This is a genomic window from Anianabacter salinae (assembly GCF_019061145.1).
Classification (GTDB): domain Bacteria; phylum Pseudomonadota; class Alphaproteobacteria; order Rhodobacterales; family Rhodobacteraceae; genus Anianibacter; species Anianibacter salinarum.
Window position 1 is genome coordinate 452,101 of the sequence record NZ_JAHQZS010000001.1, and the last position, 13,605, is coordinate 465,705.

Consider the following 13,605-nt stretch of genomic DNA (forward strand, 5'->3'; position numbering starts at 1 on the left):
GTCAGTCAAGTCCCAGTAGCTTGCGGTTGGTCGCGTCGTCGATCTCGCTGCCCGCGAAGTCGTCGAAGGCATGCGGCGTGACGCGGATGATGTGGTCGCGCACGAACTGCGCACCCTCGCGCGCGCCGTCTTCGGGATGCTTGAGCGCGCATTCCCATTCGACCACGGCCCAGCCGTCGAAATCGTTGGCCGCCATCTTGGAAAAGATCGCGCCGAAATCGACATGCCCGTCGCCCGGCGACCGGAAGCGCCCGGCGCGGTTCACCCATGGCTGATAGCCGCCATAGACGCCTTGCCGCCCGGTCGGGTTGAACTCGGCATCCTTGACGTGGAACATCTTGATCCGGTCCGCGTAGATGTCGATATTCTCAAGGTAATCAAGGCATTGCAGAACATAGTGGCTGGGGTCGTACAGCATGTTGCAGCGCGCGTGACCGTCCAACCGGTCAAGGAACATCTCGAAGGTGACGCCGTCGTGCAGGTCTTCCATCGGGTGGATTTCATAGCAGACGTCCACCCCGCAGTCCTCGGCATGGTCGAGGATCGGGCGCCACCGCGCCGCCAACTCGTCGAACGCGGTGTCGACAAGGCCCTGCGGTCTCTGGGGGAACGGGTAAACAAAGGGCCACACCAGCCCGCCCGAGAACGTGACGTGCTGGCCGATGCCAAGGTTCTTCGATGCGGTCAGTGCCTTCTTGACCTGCTCGGTCGCCCAGGCCTGCCGCTCTTTCGGCATGCCCTGAACCTCGGGCGCGGCAAAGCCGTCGACCCAGGCGTCATAGGCGGGGTGAACCGCCACCAGCTGTCCCAGGATATGCGTGGACAGGTCGGTGACTTCGACCCCGTTGTCGCGCGCCTGACCGGCCCATTCATCGCAATAGGTCTGCGAGGTGGCCAGCTTGTCGAGATCGACAAGCCGTGCGTCCCAGACCGGCACCTGCACGCCCTTGTAGCCGCAATCGGCCGCCCAGCGGGTGATCCCGTCCCATGAGTTGAACGGAGCCTCGTCACCGGCAAACTGCGCCAGGAACAACCCAGGGCCCTTGATCGTCTTCATCGTTCGCTCCCTTTGTCTGTGTCTGGCGTCGGCCCCCGCCGGACCGCCTCGATTTGATACTTACGTTGTATGCAGGCCGCGCATCGTCATGGAGCCACCTCGCCCGGATCCGCGCCAGAGGTGTCTGGCGGCAGGTTCTCCCGGACGTAAATCGTCGGCACGATCGGATCGGTCGCCGCAGGAGTGCGTCGATCCGCCAGCAGGCGCAGCGCCTCGATCACCCGGGCGACTTCTTCCTCGGGGCGCTGGTCGATGACGATGTCGATCAGCCCCGCCTCAAGCGCGCGCCGGGAATGGGCGACAAGTTCGTGCAGGATCACGATTGGACGCGGCCCTGCGCCTGTCCGTCCCTCAAGAACCCGGATCAGCCCGGCGTTGCCCGCACCGGCGCTGTAGATACCGGTGATCGCCGGGTCTGCCTCCAGCGCGGCGGCAACCTGACGTTCCACAAGCTCGTGCTGGTCGCGCCCCTCGATCACCGGCGCGATGTCCATGGCGCCGCCGATGACCTCGTAGAAGCCGGCAAGCCGGTCCGCATGGTCGGGCGCCGTCCGCGTGCCGACGACAGGAAGGATACGGCCGCGCCGCCCACCATGGGACAGCACCATCAGCCGCCCGGCGGTGCGGCCGACCACAGTGTTGTCTATCCCGACATAGGCATCGCGTTCCGCGCCGGGTAGGTCGGATACGAGCGCAAGAACCGGAACGCCTTTGGCGCGCAGGGCCGAGATGGTCCCGACGACTTCGGGGTCAGCGCTTCCCACGACGGCGATGCCGTCGACGCCGTCCTGCCCCAGCGCGTCCAGCCTGTCGCGCAGCGCGCACGGATCGAACGCCTCGACGTCCTCGACCCGTAGCCGGATGCGGTCCACCAGAAGCCGCTCGGCCGAGGCGCCGAACAAATCGCGCATCCGGCGGAAGAACGCGTTGGAGCCCGCGGGCAGGACAGCCGCCAGCCGGTAGAGACGCTGTTGCGAGAGGTTGGCGGCGGCGACGTTGCGCACATAGCCCAACTCGTCGATGGCCTGCCGCACGCTTTGCGCCGCGCGGTCCGACACCCCGGTGCGCGCGTTCACGACGCGGTCGGCGGTGGCATAGCTGACGCCCGCGCGCCGCGCGACGTCCGACAAGGTCGGCAAACGCCTGTCCATCGAAGTCCTCCCTGTCCGAGAGGAAAACACCCGCGGTGACGGACGTCAATCGGTTCTTGATAGACGTATGTCAGGAATCGCGCATTGCGATGAAACGCGCACCCCACGAGGCACAAGTGATTGACGCAACGGCAGGATTTTTCTGCAGCGCGGCGCGCGTCGGCTCAGCCTGCCACCTAGCGCATCAGCACGACCGGCACCTTGCAGGACCGCACCATCTCGGTGGTGGTCGAGCCGATGACGAGGCTGCGGATGCGGCTGTGGCCATAGGCGCCCATGACGACCATGCCGAAACCTTCCTCCTCGACCAGCTTGCCAAGCTCGGTCTCGGGTTGCCCGGGGACGAGGCGGGTCTGCGCGTCGATCCCGGCGGCCTTGAGCAGCGCCTGGGCGTCGGCAAGGCCGCGTTGTGCCTCGGACGTGTCGCTGCCGACCGTCGCCACCGTGACCGACAGCCCGGCGAACAGGGGGCTGCGCGCGATGTGGTCGACCGCCTTCATTGCCGACCGCCCGCCGTCATAGGCGACCAGCACGCTGTCGATCGGCTTGAACGCGCGCGCGGCGACGAACACCGGGCGATGCGCGGCCCTGACGATGCGTTCAAGGTTCGATCCAAGATGCCCCTTGGCGAAATCCGCCGCCTCGCCGCGCTTGCCAAGCACGATGACACGGGCCTCGCCCTCGATCTCGCCGATGGCTTCGACGATGTCGCCGTGGCGCAGGCGGGTGGTGATGTCGGTCACGCCGTCGCGGTCCACGATTGCGCGGGCGTCTTCAAGGATGGCGCGGCCCCGGTGGTTCACCAGTTTCGCGCGCTGCGCGTCCAGATCGGCCAACTCCTCGAGCAATGCGCTGCGGGCGCCCAGCCGGATCCAGCCGGACAGGTCCTGCTTGCCCGGCGCTTCGCGGCGGCCAAGGACGTGGATCAGCTCGACCGGTGCGCCCGTGCGGCCCGCGATCCACGCGGCGTGCTCGCAGACGCTTTCGGCGTAGATGGATGCGTCCACCAATGCGATGATCTTGTCTGTCATGGTGCGTCCTCCCTCAATGCGCCATCAGCTTGTCCATGGCGCCGGGCTTGTCATGGATGGCAAGCCGGTCGACCAGGGTTTCCGTCGCCTCGTTCATGCCCACGACCTCGACCTCGGCGCCGTCGCGGCGGAACTTGAGAATCGCCATGTCCAGCGCCTGCACGGAACTGATGTCCCAGATATGCGCTGCGCTGACGTCGATGACGACGCGCTCGGGTGCTTCCTTGAAATCGAAGGCGTCCATGAAATCCTCGACCGAGCCATAGAACAGCTGGCCCTCGACGCGGTAGGTCCGCACCCGGTCGTCGCCGCTGATCTCGGACCGCACGCGGAACAACTGCGCGATCTTGCCGGCAAAGAAGATACCCGACAGCAGCACGCCCACCAGAACGCCGATGGCAAGGTTGTGGGTGTAGACCACGGTCACAACAGTCGCGATCATCACGACAGAGGAAGATCGCGGATGCACCGTCAGCGCCTTGATCGACGACCACGAGAAGGTGCCGATGGAGACCATTATCATGATCGCCACAAGGGCCGCCATGGGAATGACGCTAACCAGATCGCCCAGCCCCACGACAAGGATCAGTAGGAACACCCCCGCCACGAAGCACGACAGCCGCCCGCGCCCGCCGGATTTCACGTTGATGATCGACTGACCGATCATCGCGCAGCCCGCCATGCCGCCGATGAAGCCGGTGGCGGTGTTGGCCAGACCTTGGCCGACGCATTCCTGGTTCCGGTTCGACTTGGTGTCGGTCAGGTCGTCGACGATGTTCTGCGTCATCAGGCTTTCCAGCAGGCCCACGACCGCCACCGCGACGGAATAGGGCAGGATGATCATCAGCGTCTCGAGATTGAGCGGGATCTGCGGGATCAGGAACACCGGCAGCGTGTCGGGCAGCTCACCCATGTCGCCGACCGTGCGCACGTCCAGCCCCAGCGCAAAGACCAGCGCGGTCAGCACGACGATGGTAACAAGCGGCGAGGGGATCGCGGTCGTCACCAGCGGAAAGAGGTAAATGATCGCCAGCCCCGCCGCGACCAGCGCATAGGTCAGCCATGTGACGCTGCGCGGATCAAGCTCGGGCAGCTGCGCCATGAAGATCAGGATGGCGAGCGCGTTGACGAAGCCGGTCATCACCGATTTCGAGACATAGCGCATGACGAAACCCAGCCTCAGAACACCCGCGCCGATCTGGATCAGACCGGCAAGGACGGTGGTGGCCAGCAGGTATTGCAGCCCGTAGTCGCGCACCAGCGTGACCATCAACACGGCGGTCGCCGCCGTGGCCGCCGAGATCATGCCGGGCCGCCCGCCGGTGATCGCGGTGATGACGGCGATGGAAAAGCTGGCGTAGAGGCCGATCTTGGGGTCCACGCCCGCGATGATCGAAAAGGCGATGGCCTCGGGGATCAGCGCCAGCGCGACGACAAGCCCGGCCAGAAGATCGCCGCGAATATTGCCCAGCCATTGGGCGCGGTATGCGTCGAGTGAAATCATTGAAGAAATGTCCCTGCCCGGCGGCGCGTCCTTGTGGAGCCGGGGATCGCGTCAGCGAATACGGTTGTCCGGCGGATCGGCGGCCGGAAGAGCCACCCGGCGCACAGGCCGGGTCCAGGTTCGTTGCGCTGCGCCTAGCCGCTCAGGCCGCGAAGGGCAACCGGGTGCGGCGCGCGTTTTCGGCGGTGCCGCTCCGGGATCACAGGCCGGGTCAGTTCGGGGCGCTTGTTCCCATGGGCGCGGACGGAATGCCTTCCTTGCGCGCCTGCCACCAGTTCAGCCCGAGGATCAGCAGGATCAGCAGGGTGCCCGCGATCTCGATCCGCAGGTCGGGCCAGAACACCGCGATGACCCCGGGGATCAGAAGCGCCCGTCCCCAAAGTGCCATCGGCCGCCACAGGAACCCCTCCAGCGCGGCGGCAAAGGCGACGAGCGCGAGAATGGCGATTGCCCCGGCCCACAGCACCAGCGGCAGCGGACCGCCCAGGATGATCTCCTGGTTGAAGACCATGAACAGCGGGATCAGGTAGAGGCCCTTGGCGTATTTCCACGCCTGAACGCTGGTCTCCATCGGTTTCGATCCGGCGATGGCGGCGCCCGCGAACCCCGCAAGCGCCACGGGCGGCGTCACGTTGCTGTCCTGCGAGTACCAGAACACCACCAGATGCGCGATCAGCAGCGGAATGCCGAATTCCTGCGTCAGAGCGGGACCGACAAGGATAATCAGCACGATATAGGCCGCCGTGACCGGCAGACCCATGCCGAGGATCAGGCTGGCGATCAGCACCAGGATCAGCGCCAGCACAATGTTCCCGCCCGAGAAGGCGATCATCATGGCCGAGAACTTGAGCCCCAGGCCAGTCAGGCCGACGACACCGACGATGATGCCCGCCACCGCGCAGGCCATCGACACGGCGACCGCGTTGCGCGCGCCAAGCTCCAGCGCCTCGAGGGTCAGCGCGATGCCGCTGCGGCACAGGGCGACGAACTTGCCCGCCGTCGGTCCATTCGCCGTGAAGTTCCAGAGCGCCCGTGCCCCGGCGGCGGCGATCACCGACACGATGGCATAGAAACCGACGCGCATCGGCGAGTATCCCGCGACCAGCAGCGCCACCAAGGCCACCAGTGGCAGCAGGAAATGCCAGCCATCGGCGAGAACCTGGCGCACGCGCGGCAATTCCTCAGAGGTCAGCCCGGTCATGTTCTGTTTCACGGCGGCGATGTGGACCAGCAGATAGACGGCGCCGAAATACAGCACCGCCGGAAAGATCGAGACCAGCACGATGTCGACATACGGCACGCGGGTGAACTCGCTCATCAGGAAGGCCCCGGCGCCCATCAGCGGCGGCATGATCTGCCCGCCCGTGCTGGCAGCGGCCTCGATCCCGCCCGCCTGCGCGGGGCGATAGCCAAGCTTCTTCATCAGCGGGATGGTAAAGGCGCCGGTCGTCACCACGTTGGCGATGGCCGAGCCGGAAATCGACCCCATGCCCGCGGACGCGATGACCGCGGCCTTCGCGGGGCCGCCGCGCTGGCGTCCGGTGGCGGCATAGGCGAGGTCGATAAAGAATTTGCCCGCGCCGGTCACTTCCAGGAAGGCGCCGAACAGCACGAAGATGAACACGAAGGTCGCGGCGACGCCCAGGGGGATGCCATATATGCCCTCGGCGCCAAGGGTCATCTGGCTGGCCAGCCGGTCCAGCGAATAGCCGCGGTGGTTCATGATGCCGGGCATCCAGTCGGACAGGAACGGCAACTCCCCCCGGTTGCCCGCGAAGGCGTAGACGATGAACAGCGCGCCGATCACCGTCATGCCCAGCCCGACCGCCCGGCGCGCGCCTTCCAGCACGACCAGCACGGTCAGCACGCCGACCCAGATATCGACCGTGCGCGGGAAAATCTGGTTGGCGATGATGTCGATGTTCACCGGCAGCCAGGCGCCGACGAGAATGCTGATGGCGATCAGCGCGCCGTCGATGGCCCAGCCCAGCGGGCCGCGCGGCTTGTCGCGGCCAAAGACCGGGTAGATCAGGAAGCACAGCACCAGAATGAAGCCAAGGTGGATCGGGCGCTGGAAGAACAGGCCAAGTGGCTGCAAACCGGCGGCGTAAAGCTGGAACAGCGACAGCGCGATGCCGATCACGGCGACCGCCCGCAGGACGAACCAGGGCTGCGGAGGCTCTTGCAGGCGCGCGGCGGTTTCGGTGTCCATCAGTCGTCAGCTCCTGTCAGCGAAAGGCGCACACGTTCGCGCGGGGCCACGGCAGAGAGCGACACCACCGTGTCGCCGACCTGCAGGCGGTGATCGACCGCAGGGCCTCCGGGGCGCAGCACATAGGCATTGCCGGGCACCGGCTCGTCGATATCAAGAATGAAATAGCCGCCGTGCCCGTCCGACACTTGCCGCCCGCGTCCCGGGATGTGCCCAAGACCGGCGGCGAAATCGGGCTGGTGGGTGCGGGTCAGGACCATGCGCCCGTCGCGGTTCTCGTAGCAGTCGGACACCTCGAAGCCCTGCACCGAATGGCGCCACAGAACGCACCAGCCGGTCCCGTCGGGAACCGGCAGACGCGCGATCTCTGTGCCGTCCGCACGCGCGGCGACAAGATCCTCCGCCAGGGCAGAGCAGGGGGCTGCGGCGAGCAGGAGGAGGGCGCAAAGCCCCCCTCCGGTCACGGCATTCACGGGCGCAGCGCGTCCGGGATGTCGGCGCCGATTTCCTCGTAGTAGCGGATCGCACCGGGATGCAGCGGAACCGGCGTCGCGCCCAGCGTGAACTCGACCGTGGTCTCGTTCGCCGCCGGGTGGACCGCTTGCAGATCGGCGATGTTGGTGAACATCGCGCTGGTCAGCGCATAGGCCAGATCGTCTGACATCTCGGACGACACGACCAGCACGTTCGGGATGCCCAGCACGTTGATATCGTCCTCGACACCGGTATAGGTGCCGCCCGCCAGCGTGGTGCGGGCAAAGGTCGGGTCGGCGGCCTGCGCGGCGGCCAGTTCTTCCTCGGACAGCTCCAGGATGACGATGCCGTTGGTGGTGGCAAGGTTCAGGATCGACGAGGTCGGTGCCCCAACCGACCAGAACCCGGCGTCGATGTCGCCGTTCGCCAGTGCGTCCGCCGTCTCGTTGAAGTTCAGGCGCTGCTCGTCGATCTCGTCATAGCTGATGCCATTGGCTTCGAGGATCGCGGCGGTGTTGACCTCGGTGCCGGACCCCGGTGCGCCGATCGACACGCGCTTGCCGCGCAGATCCTCAAGCGAGGTGATCCCGCTGCCTTCCAGCGCCACGATCTGCACCATGTTCGCGTAAAGCGAGGCAAGGCCGCGCACCATCGGAAGCTGCTGACCCTCGAACCGGCCGGTGCCGGAATAGGCCTGCGCAACGGTGTCCGCCAGCGCGATGGCAAGGTCCGCATCGCCGGTGGCGACAAGGCCCATGTTCTCGACCGAGGCGCCGGTGACTTCGGCGGTCGCCGAGTAGCCTTCGATGTGGTTGTTGACGATCTCGGCAAGGCCGCCGCCCATCGGGTAATAGACACCGCCGGTGCCGCCGGTCGCGATCGAAAGCTGTTGCTGCGCCAGACCGGGCGTCGCGACACCCATCGCGACGATGACAGCCGATCCAAGAAGGCCACGCGGGCCGCTGAGAATTTTGTGAAGCATTTTAGTCCTCCCTTCAGGGGCATTTCGCCCGTAGAATCCCGTATCTCCTCTCGGGATATTCCTTCAACTAAAGCCATTTGGCCTGACAGAACACCGTTTTTATGCCTTGCGGGCCGAGTCTGCCGCTCGCAGGGGCGTGGCATGAACCTGTCCTCGCCCCAGACTGCACAAATCCTGTGCAGAGTGCAGCGGTGCCTCAGCCCGGGGTCCGCGCATCGCCCTCTTCTCCCGGCTGTCCCCGAAACACGAGGCGCACCAACGCCGCGACGGCGCACAGCATCAGCGCCCCGCCCGTCACCCACATGATCGCCCCCGCAAGGTGCTGGTCCGCCATCGGCGAGATCCCGTAGGGCAGGGTCGTCAGCAGGTGCCATGCGTGCCAGGGGGATTGCGCAAAGACCAGCAGCGCCGACAACAGCGACATCTGCGCGGCGGTCAGTGCAAGGCCAAGCGCCACGGCATGCGGCCGGGCGGCGATCGCGGCAAGGATCGCGGACCACATCAGCCACGCCGCGCCCACAAGCGACAGGTGCATCAGCCAGTATACCGCGTCAGACGCCAGCGTGGCCGCATATGGCGGCGGCGCGTGCCAGAGCCAGAACAGGACACCGAACAGGCTTGCGGCGGGCAGAACGCCGGCGCCGCGCAGGGGCATCGCCCGTGCCAGAAGCGGCGCCGCAACCAGCGTCAGCAGAAGGTGCTGCGCGACCCGCGCCGAGAACAGCGCCATCGACGCGGCACAGATCGGCGAGACGAACAGCAGCGTCACCAGCCCCCAGGCGGCGAGCGCGTGGCGCCTGCTGTCCGCGCGCCACGCCAGAAGCGCGCCCAAAGCGGCAAGCCCCGCGATCAGCACCGGATCGAACAGCCAGCGTGTCCAAAACTCGGCCGGGATCGGCGGGGTGCCGCAGAACGGAACATAGGTGTCCATCATGTGTCCTCTCCGGTCATCTGCACCCGTCCAGCAGGAGCACGGGCGAGGCGTTGAACAGGATCGCCAGAACCGAGATCGTGATCGCCACGCGGGCGGCGATCCGCAGCGGCGCGTCGCCCCGGCGCAGCAGGCCCCAGCCCGCGGCAACGATCGCAACGGGGGTCGCCACCGCGACGACGACCACAGACGCCGGATACGAGATCACTTCGCGCTCTGCGCAGGCCGCCGAGAACGCGCCGTAGACAACGATGAAATGCAGCGTCCAGATCACCAGCGCGCGCAGGACATCGCGCAGGCCCGGGGCGATGGGGGCGGCGGTCAAGTCTGTCATGTGAAGGCCTCCAGTTGCGGGGCGGCAAGGACGACGGCGGCCGCGACCAGCATTCCGGCTGTCACCACCGCGTAGGGCAGTCGGTTGATCTCGGGCACGGTCTGGCCCGGCGCGACCTGTCCAGTCAGCTTGCGCAGGGCAAGGAACACGCTCCAGTACAGCAGGACGAACAACTGCACGCCGATGAAGCCAGCCGTCATCCAGACCGCTCCGGCCAGGGCGGTCGCCAGAGGGTCCATCGGCAGAACCGCCAGATAAAGCGCGCCGCCCGCAGCAGCTGCGAAAAGCGCGAGGATCAGGTCCAGCAGGGCGTTCGGCCAGCGGCGTGCCAGCCAGGCGGTCAGCACGACGCCCGCGCCGCAAGCCAGCGCGGCGCCCGCCCAGTCAAGATCACCGTCCCCGGCAAGGCGGGCGAACTCGGGCTGCACGTTCCACAGATACATCACCCCCAACAGCAGCGAGGCAAAGAGCGCCACGAGGATCAGCAGCGTGCCGATGATCGCGATATGCGTGTGGCCCAGCCGCGACGGCAGGTTGACGGTCAGCGTGCCTTCGCTGGTCTCCAGGGTTTCGCCGGTCTCGGACGGCTCCCACGCCCAGACCGCAAAGCCGACAAGGGCCGCGACAAGCCCCGCCGCCGCCACAAGGTAGAAGTTGGCCAGCAGCGCGGCAAAGCCGACAGCGACGCAGGCGGCCGTCACCAGAGGCACCCAGGTCGGGTGCGGAAGCCGCACGATCTGAAGCGGCTCGCCCGATAGCGGATGACAGCCCACGGTCTCGCGCCGCCCGTGCGGGGCATCGTGCAGCACGCCGTGCACCCTGTGGGCATCGCCGCCCAGCAACTCCGGCTGGTCCCACAGCGGCTCGCGCGAGTGCACGCGCGGGATGGCGTGAAAGTTGTGACCTGGCGCAATCGGCGGATACATCCATTCCAGCGTGCCCGCCTGCCAGGGATCGCGCGGCGCCAGCGGCCCGCGCCAGCGATGCGCGATGAAATCCCAGACGAACACTGCAACCCCGGCCGCAAGGATGTACGAGCCAATCGAGGACAGCATGTTCAGGCGGTCCCAGCCCAGCCCTTCGGGATAGGTCGCGATGCGGCGCGGCATCCCGCGCAGGCCGGTGATGTGCATCAGGAAGAAGGTGACGTGAAAGCCGATGAACATCAGCCAGAACGCCCAGCGGCCCAGCCGCTCCGACATCATCCGCCCGGTGAAATGCGGCGTCCAGTAGTAGAACGCCCCGATCAGCGGGAACACCATGCCGCCGATCAGGACATAATGCAGGTGCGCGACAACGAAATAGCTGTCGTGCGCCTGCCAGTTGAACGGAACAGAGGCCAGCATCACGCCTGTCAGCCCGCCGATCACGAAGATGAACAGGAACCCCAGGATGAAATGCATCGGCACGGTCAGGCGTGGCCGTCCCTGCGCCAGCGTGAGGATGAGGCAGAAGATCTGCACGCCGGTCGGGATCGTGACCATCGTCGAGGCGGCCGAGAACAGCGACAGCGTGATCATCGGCAGCCCCGTCGTGAACATGTGGTGCGCCCACAGCCCGAAGCTGATGAACCCCATCGCCACCACAGCCGCCACGGCATAGCCGTAGCCGAACAGAGGCTTGCCCACGAAAGTCGGCAACATCGTTGCGACCATCCCGGAAGCGGGGAGGAAGATGATGTAGACCTCGGGGTGGCCGAACAGCCAGAACAGGTGTTGCCACAGCAGCGGGTCGCCGCCCATCGCGGGATCGAAGAACGGCAGGCCCAGCAGCCGCTCGACCTCGAGCAGGATGGACCCGACGATCAGGGGCGGAAAGCCGACAGCGATCATGAAGGCGGTCACCAGCATGTACCATCCGAAGATCGGCATCTTCGTCAGCGACATGCCGGGCGCGCGGGTGCACAGGATGGCGGCGATCAGCTCGACCGCGGCGGTGACGCTGGCGATCTCGGCAAAGGTGATGCCGATCAGCCAGAAGTCTGCGGACAGGCCCGGCGTGTACTCCTTGCTGGACAGCGGCGTGTACATGAACCAGCCACCGGCGGGGGCGGCGTCGAACAGGAAGGACGCCAGCACGATCAGGCCGCCGAACAGGTAGCACCAGTAGCCGAAGGCGCCGAGCCGGGGAAAGATCAGGTCGCGCGCCCCCAGCATCAACGGCAACAGGTAGACGCCGAAACCCTCGAGGATGGGGATGGCGAACAGGAACATCATCAGCGTTCCGTGCATGGTGAAGACCTGGTTGTAGGTCTCGGCATCAAGGAACGTATTCTGCGGCACGATCAGCTGCGTGCGCACCAGAAGGGCGAGGAAACCGGCGATCAGGAAGAACCCGAGCCCGGTGACGATGAACCGCTGCCCGACGACGCGGTGCGAGACCGAGGACAGCGACCGCCACCCCTTCGGGGTCGCCCATGCCCGCTCATAGAGCGGCAACTCATCAAGGATCGGGCCCTGCCGTGGCCTGTCGTCTGCGCTGGTGTCGGTCATTTCAGGCTCGCCAGGTAATGCGCGACGGCGCGCAGGTCGGGGCCGCTCAGGTGGTTGAACGACGGCATTTCTGCGACGGGCTTCATGTCCTGCACATCGGCGATCCAGCCTGCCAGGTTGCCGACGTTCATTCGCCACATGCCCGCGCCAAGCGACCCGCGCGCGCCGACCCGGCTGAGGTCGGGGCCGATCCGCCCGCCTTCCGCAATGCCGCGGATGACATGGCATGCCGGGCAGCCCTCCCGCAGGAACACCTCGCGCCCCTGCTCCAGTTGCGCCGTGTCGGCATCACGCGCCTCGTCCTGCAGACCGGCCAGATAGGCGGCATACTCTGCCGGGGGCAGCACCAGCACCTCGAACGCCATCAGGGGATGCGACAGGCCGCAAAACTCGGCGCATTGCCCGCGGTAGCGGCCCGGCCGCGTCGCCGTGACCGTCATCTCGTTAACCCGCCCGGGGATCATGTCCAGCTTGCCCGCGATGGATGGCACCCAGAACGAATGGATCACGTCGCCAGACCGCAGCCGAAGCGTCACTTTGGTGTCCGCCGGCAGGACGATCTCGTTGGCATCACGCAAGGCGCGCCCTTGCGGATCGTGCACGACGTCCCACCAATAATGATGGCCCGTCACCTCGATCACCGGAGCGGTGTCGCCGGTCCGTCCGATCGCGGCCAGCGTGAAGGTCGAGGCGGCGACCAGCGCGGCCAGGGCCAGCACCGGCAGGACAACGCCGCCCGCCCAGATCCACCAGACATGCCCGGGCCGATTGCGCCGCCGCGCCAGCCAGACCGCGCCCATCACCAGAAGGAACAGAACGCCGCCCGCGACGGACATCGCGGTGGTCAGGCCAAGCGTCGCCGCCGCCCCGCTGCCTGCAGAGGAGAACGACGTCTGGCTTCCGTAGTCGGCAAGCGTGCTCGTGTTGTTCATGCGTCCGCCCCGAGGGTCAGCAGATACGCGGCCATGTCGGCGGCGTCGGCCTCTTCGACCCCAAGGTCCGGCATCGCGGTCTGCGGCGAGAACAGCGGCGGGTTCATCAGCCAGCGGCTCAGATCGCCCGGCGTATTCGTCAGGACCCCGGCAATGTAGGCACGGCCAACCAGGTTGTGGAGGGAAGGGCCGACCGTGCCGCGGGCGCCTGCAACACCGGGGATCAGGTGGCAGGCTCCGCATCCGTATTCCGTCATCAGGCGCCGTCCGCGCCCGGCATCGCCAAGCGCGGCGGCTCGCATCGCATCCAACGTCGGGCGGCCGCCGCCCGGGCCTTGGGCATACCAGTCCGTCACGGCCCGCAGCCGCGCGGATGCCGCGCCGAGGGCATCCCCCAACGGATCACGCGCCGGAGCCGCGAGAGCCCAGACCGTGACCAGTGCAGCGCAGGCCGCAGTAAGCCCGGCCACCGACAGGGTTGCCGCCGCCTTCCCCCACATGCCGC

12 protein-coding genes and 1 other annotated feature are annotated in these 13,605 nt (G+C 66.9%); all 12 genes read right to left on the reverse strand.

The features are described from left to right. Position 1: 1 nt before the first annotated feature. Complete coding sequence (locus tag KTJ87_RS02195; RefSeq protein WP_267137426.1) at positions 2-1,057, reverse strand: sugar phosphate isomerase/epimerase family protein; 1,056 nt, start codon at positions 1,055-1,057, stop codon at positions 2-4. Positions 1,058-1,143: 86 nt separating this feature from the next. After that, positions 1,144-2,208, reverse strand: coding sequence for a LacI family DNA-binding transcriptional regulator (locus KTJ87_RS02200; RefSeq protein ID WP_267137427.1), 1,065 nt, complete (start codon positions 2,206-2,208; stop codon positions 1,144-1,146). Between the two features lie 176 nt (positions 2,209-2,384). Further along, a complete protein-coding gene (locus tag KTJ87_RS02205; RefSeq protein ID WP_267137428.1) occupies positions 2,385-3,239 on the reverse strand; it encodes a universal stress protein in 855 nt (284 codons plus the stop codon). A gap of 13 nt (positions 3,240-3,252) precedes the next feature. Continuing rightward, on the reverse strand, positions 3,253-4,743 hold the full coding sequence (locus KTJ87_RS02210; RefSeq protein ID WP_267137429.1) for a SulP family inorganic anion transporter: 1,491 nt from the start codon (positions 4,741-4,743) through the stop codon (positions 3,253-3,255). Positions 4,744-4,805: 62 nt separating this feature from the next. After that, positions 4,806-4,862, reverse strand: a sequence feature (sul1 is cis-regulatory element that is thought to sense ions involved in sulfur or methionine metabolism; They are found in Alphaproteobacteria). A gap of 92 nt (positions 4,863-4,954) precedes the next feature. Next, complete coding sequence (locus tag KTJ87_RS02215; protein WP_267137430.1) at positions 4,955-6,955, reverse strand: TRAP transporter permease; 2,001 nt, start codon at positions 6,953-6,955, stop codon at positions 4,955-4,957. Continuing rightward, on the reverse strand, positions 6,955-7,428 hold the full coding sequence (locus KTJ87_RS02220) for a DUF1850 domain-containing protein (RefSeq protein WP_267137431.1): 474 nt from the start codon (positions 7,426-7,428) through the stop codon (positions 6,955-6,957). The genes KTJ87_RS02215 and KTJ87_RS02220 overlap by 1 nt, the downstream gene beginning before the upstream one ends. After that, positions 7,425-8,411 (reverse strand): TAXI family TRAP transporter solute-binding subunit, encoded by a 987-nt coding sequence (locus tag KTJ87_RS02225; protein ID WP_267137432.1) that lies wholly within the window; start codon positions 8,409-8,411, stop codon positions 7,425-7,427. The genes KTJ87_RS02220 and KTJ87_RS02225 overlap by 4 nt, the downstream gene beginning before the upstream one ends. Positions 8,412-8,607: 196 nt before the next feature. Then, complete coding sequence (locus KTJ87_RS02230) at positions 8,608-9,345, reverse strand: cytochrome c oxidase assembly protein (RefSeq protein ID WP_267137433.1); 738 nt, start codon at positions 9,343-9,345, stop codon at positions 8,608-8,610. 13 nt (positions 9,346-9,358) lie between these two features. Then, positions 9,359-9,676, reverse strand: coding sequence for a hypothetical protein (locus KTJ87_RS02235; RefSeq protein WP_267137434.1), 318 nt, complete (start codon positions 9,674-9,676; stop codon positions 9,359-9,361). Then, positions 9,673-12,168 (reverse strand): cytochrome c oxidase subunit I, encoded by a 2,496-nt coding sequence (ctaD, locus tag KTJ87_RS02240; protein ID WP_267137435.1) that lies wholly within the window; start codon positions 12,166-12,168, stop codon positions 9,673-9,675. Before ctaD ends, KTJ87_RS02235 begins: the two co-directional genes overlap by 4 nt. Further along, entirely contained in the window at positions 12,165-13,100 is a 936-nt protein-coding gene (locus tag KTJ87_RS02245) for a cytochrome c oxidase subunit II (RefSeq protein WP_267137436.1), read from the reverse strand. The genes ctaD and KTJ87_RS02245 overlap by 4 nt, the downstream gene beginning before the upstream one ends. Next, positions 13,097-13,600 carry a c-type cytochrome gene (locus KTJ87_RS02250; protein WP_267137437.1) on the reverse strand — a complete coding sequence of 168 codons (504 nt, stop codon included), beginning with the start codon at positions 13,598-13,600 and terminating at the stop codon, positions 13,097-13,099. Before KTJ87_RS02250 ends, KTJ87_RS02245 begins: the two co-directional genes overlap by 4 nt. Positions 13,601-13,605: the final 5 nt, after the last annotated feature.

Excerpts from the sequence above, each read along its gene's own strand:
- KTJ87_RS02195 (WP_267137426.1), bottom strand. The coding sequence starts at position 1,057 with ATGAAGACGATCAAGGGCCCTGGGTTGTTCCTGGCGCAGTTTGCCGGT.
- KTJ87_RS02200 (WP_267137427.1), bottom strand. The coding sequence starts at position 2,208 with ATGGACAGGCGTTTGCCGACCTTGTCGGACGTCGCGCGGCGCGCGGGC.
- KTJ87_RS02205 (WP_267137428.1), bottom strand. The coding sequence starts at position 3,239 with ATGACAGACAAGATCATCGCATTGGTGGACGCATCCATCTACGCCGAA.
- KTJ87_RS02210 (WP_267137429.1), bottom strand. The coding sequence starts at position 4,743 with ATGATTTCACTCGACGCATACCGCGCCCAATGGCTGGGCAATATTCGC.
- KTJ87_RS02215 (WP_267137430.1), bottom strand. The coding sequence starts at position 6,955 with ATGGACACCGAAACCGCCGCGCGCCTGCAAGAGCCTCCGCAGCCCTGG.
- KTJ87_RS02225 (WP_267137432.1), bottom strand. The coding sequence starts at position 8,411 with ATGCTTCACAAAATTCTCAGCGGCCCGCGTGGCCTTCTTGGATCGGCT.
- KTJ87_RS02230 (WP_267137433.1), bottom strand. The coding sequence starts at position 9,345 with ATGATGGACACCTATGTTCCGTTCTGCGGCACCCCGCCGATCCCGGCC.
- KTJ87_RS02235 (WP_267137434.1), bottom strand. The coding sequence starts at position 9,676 with ATGACAGACTTGACCGCCGCCCCCATCGCCCCGGGCCTGCGCGATGTC.
- ctaD (WP_267137435.1), bottom strand. The coding sequence starts at position 12,168 with ATGACCGACACCAGCGCAGACGACAGGCCACGGCAGGGCCCGATCCTT.
- KTJ87_RS02245 (WP_267137436.1), bottom strand. The coding sequence starts at position 13,100 with ATGAACAACACGAGCACGCTTGCCGACTACGGAAGCCAGACGTCGTTC.
- KTJ87_RS02250 (WP_267137437.1), bottom strand. The coding sequence starts at position 13,600 with ATGTGGGGGAAGGCGGCGGCAACCCTGTCGGTGGCCGGGCTTACTGCG.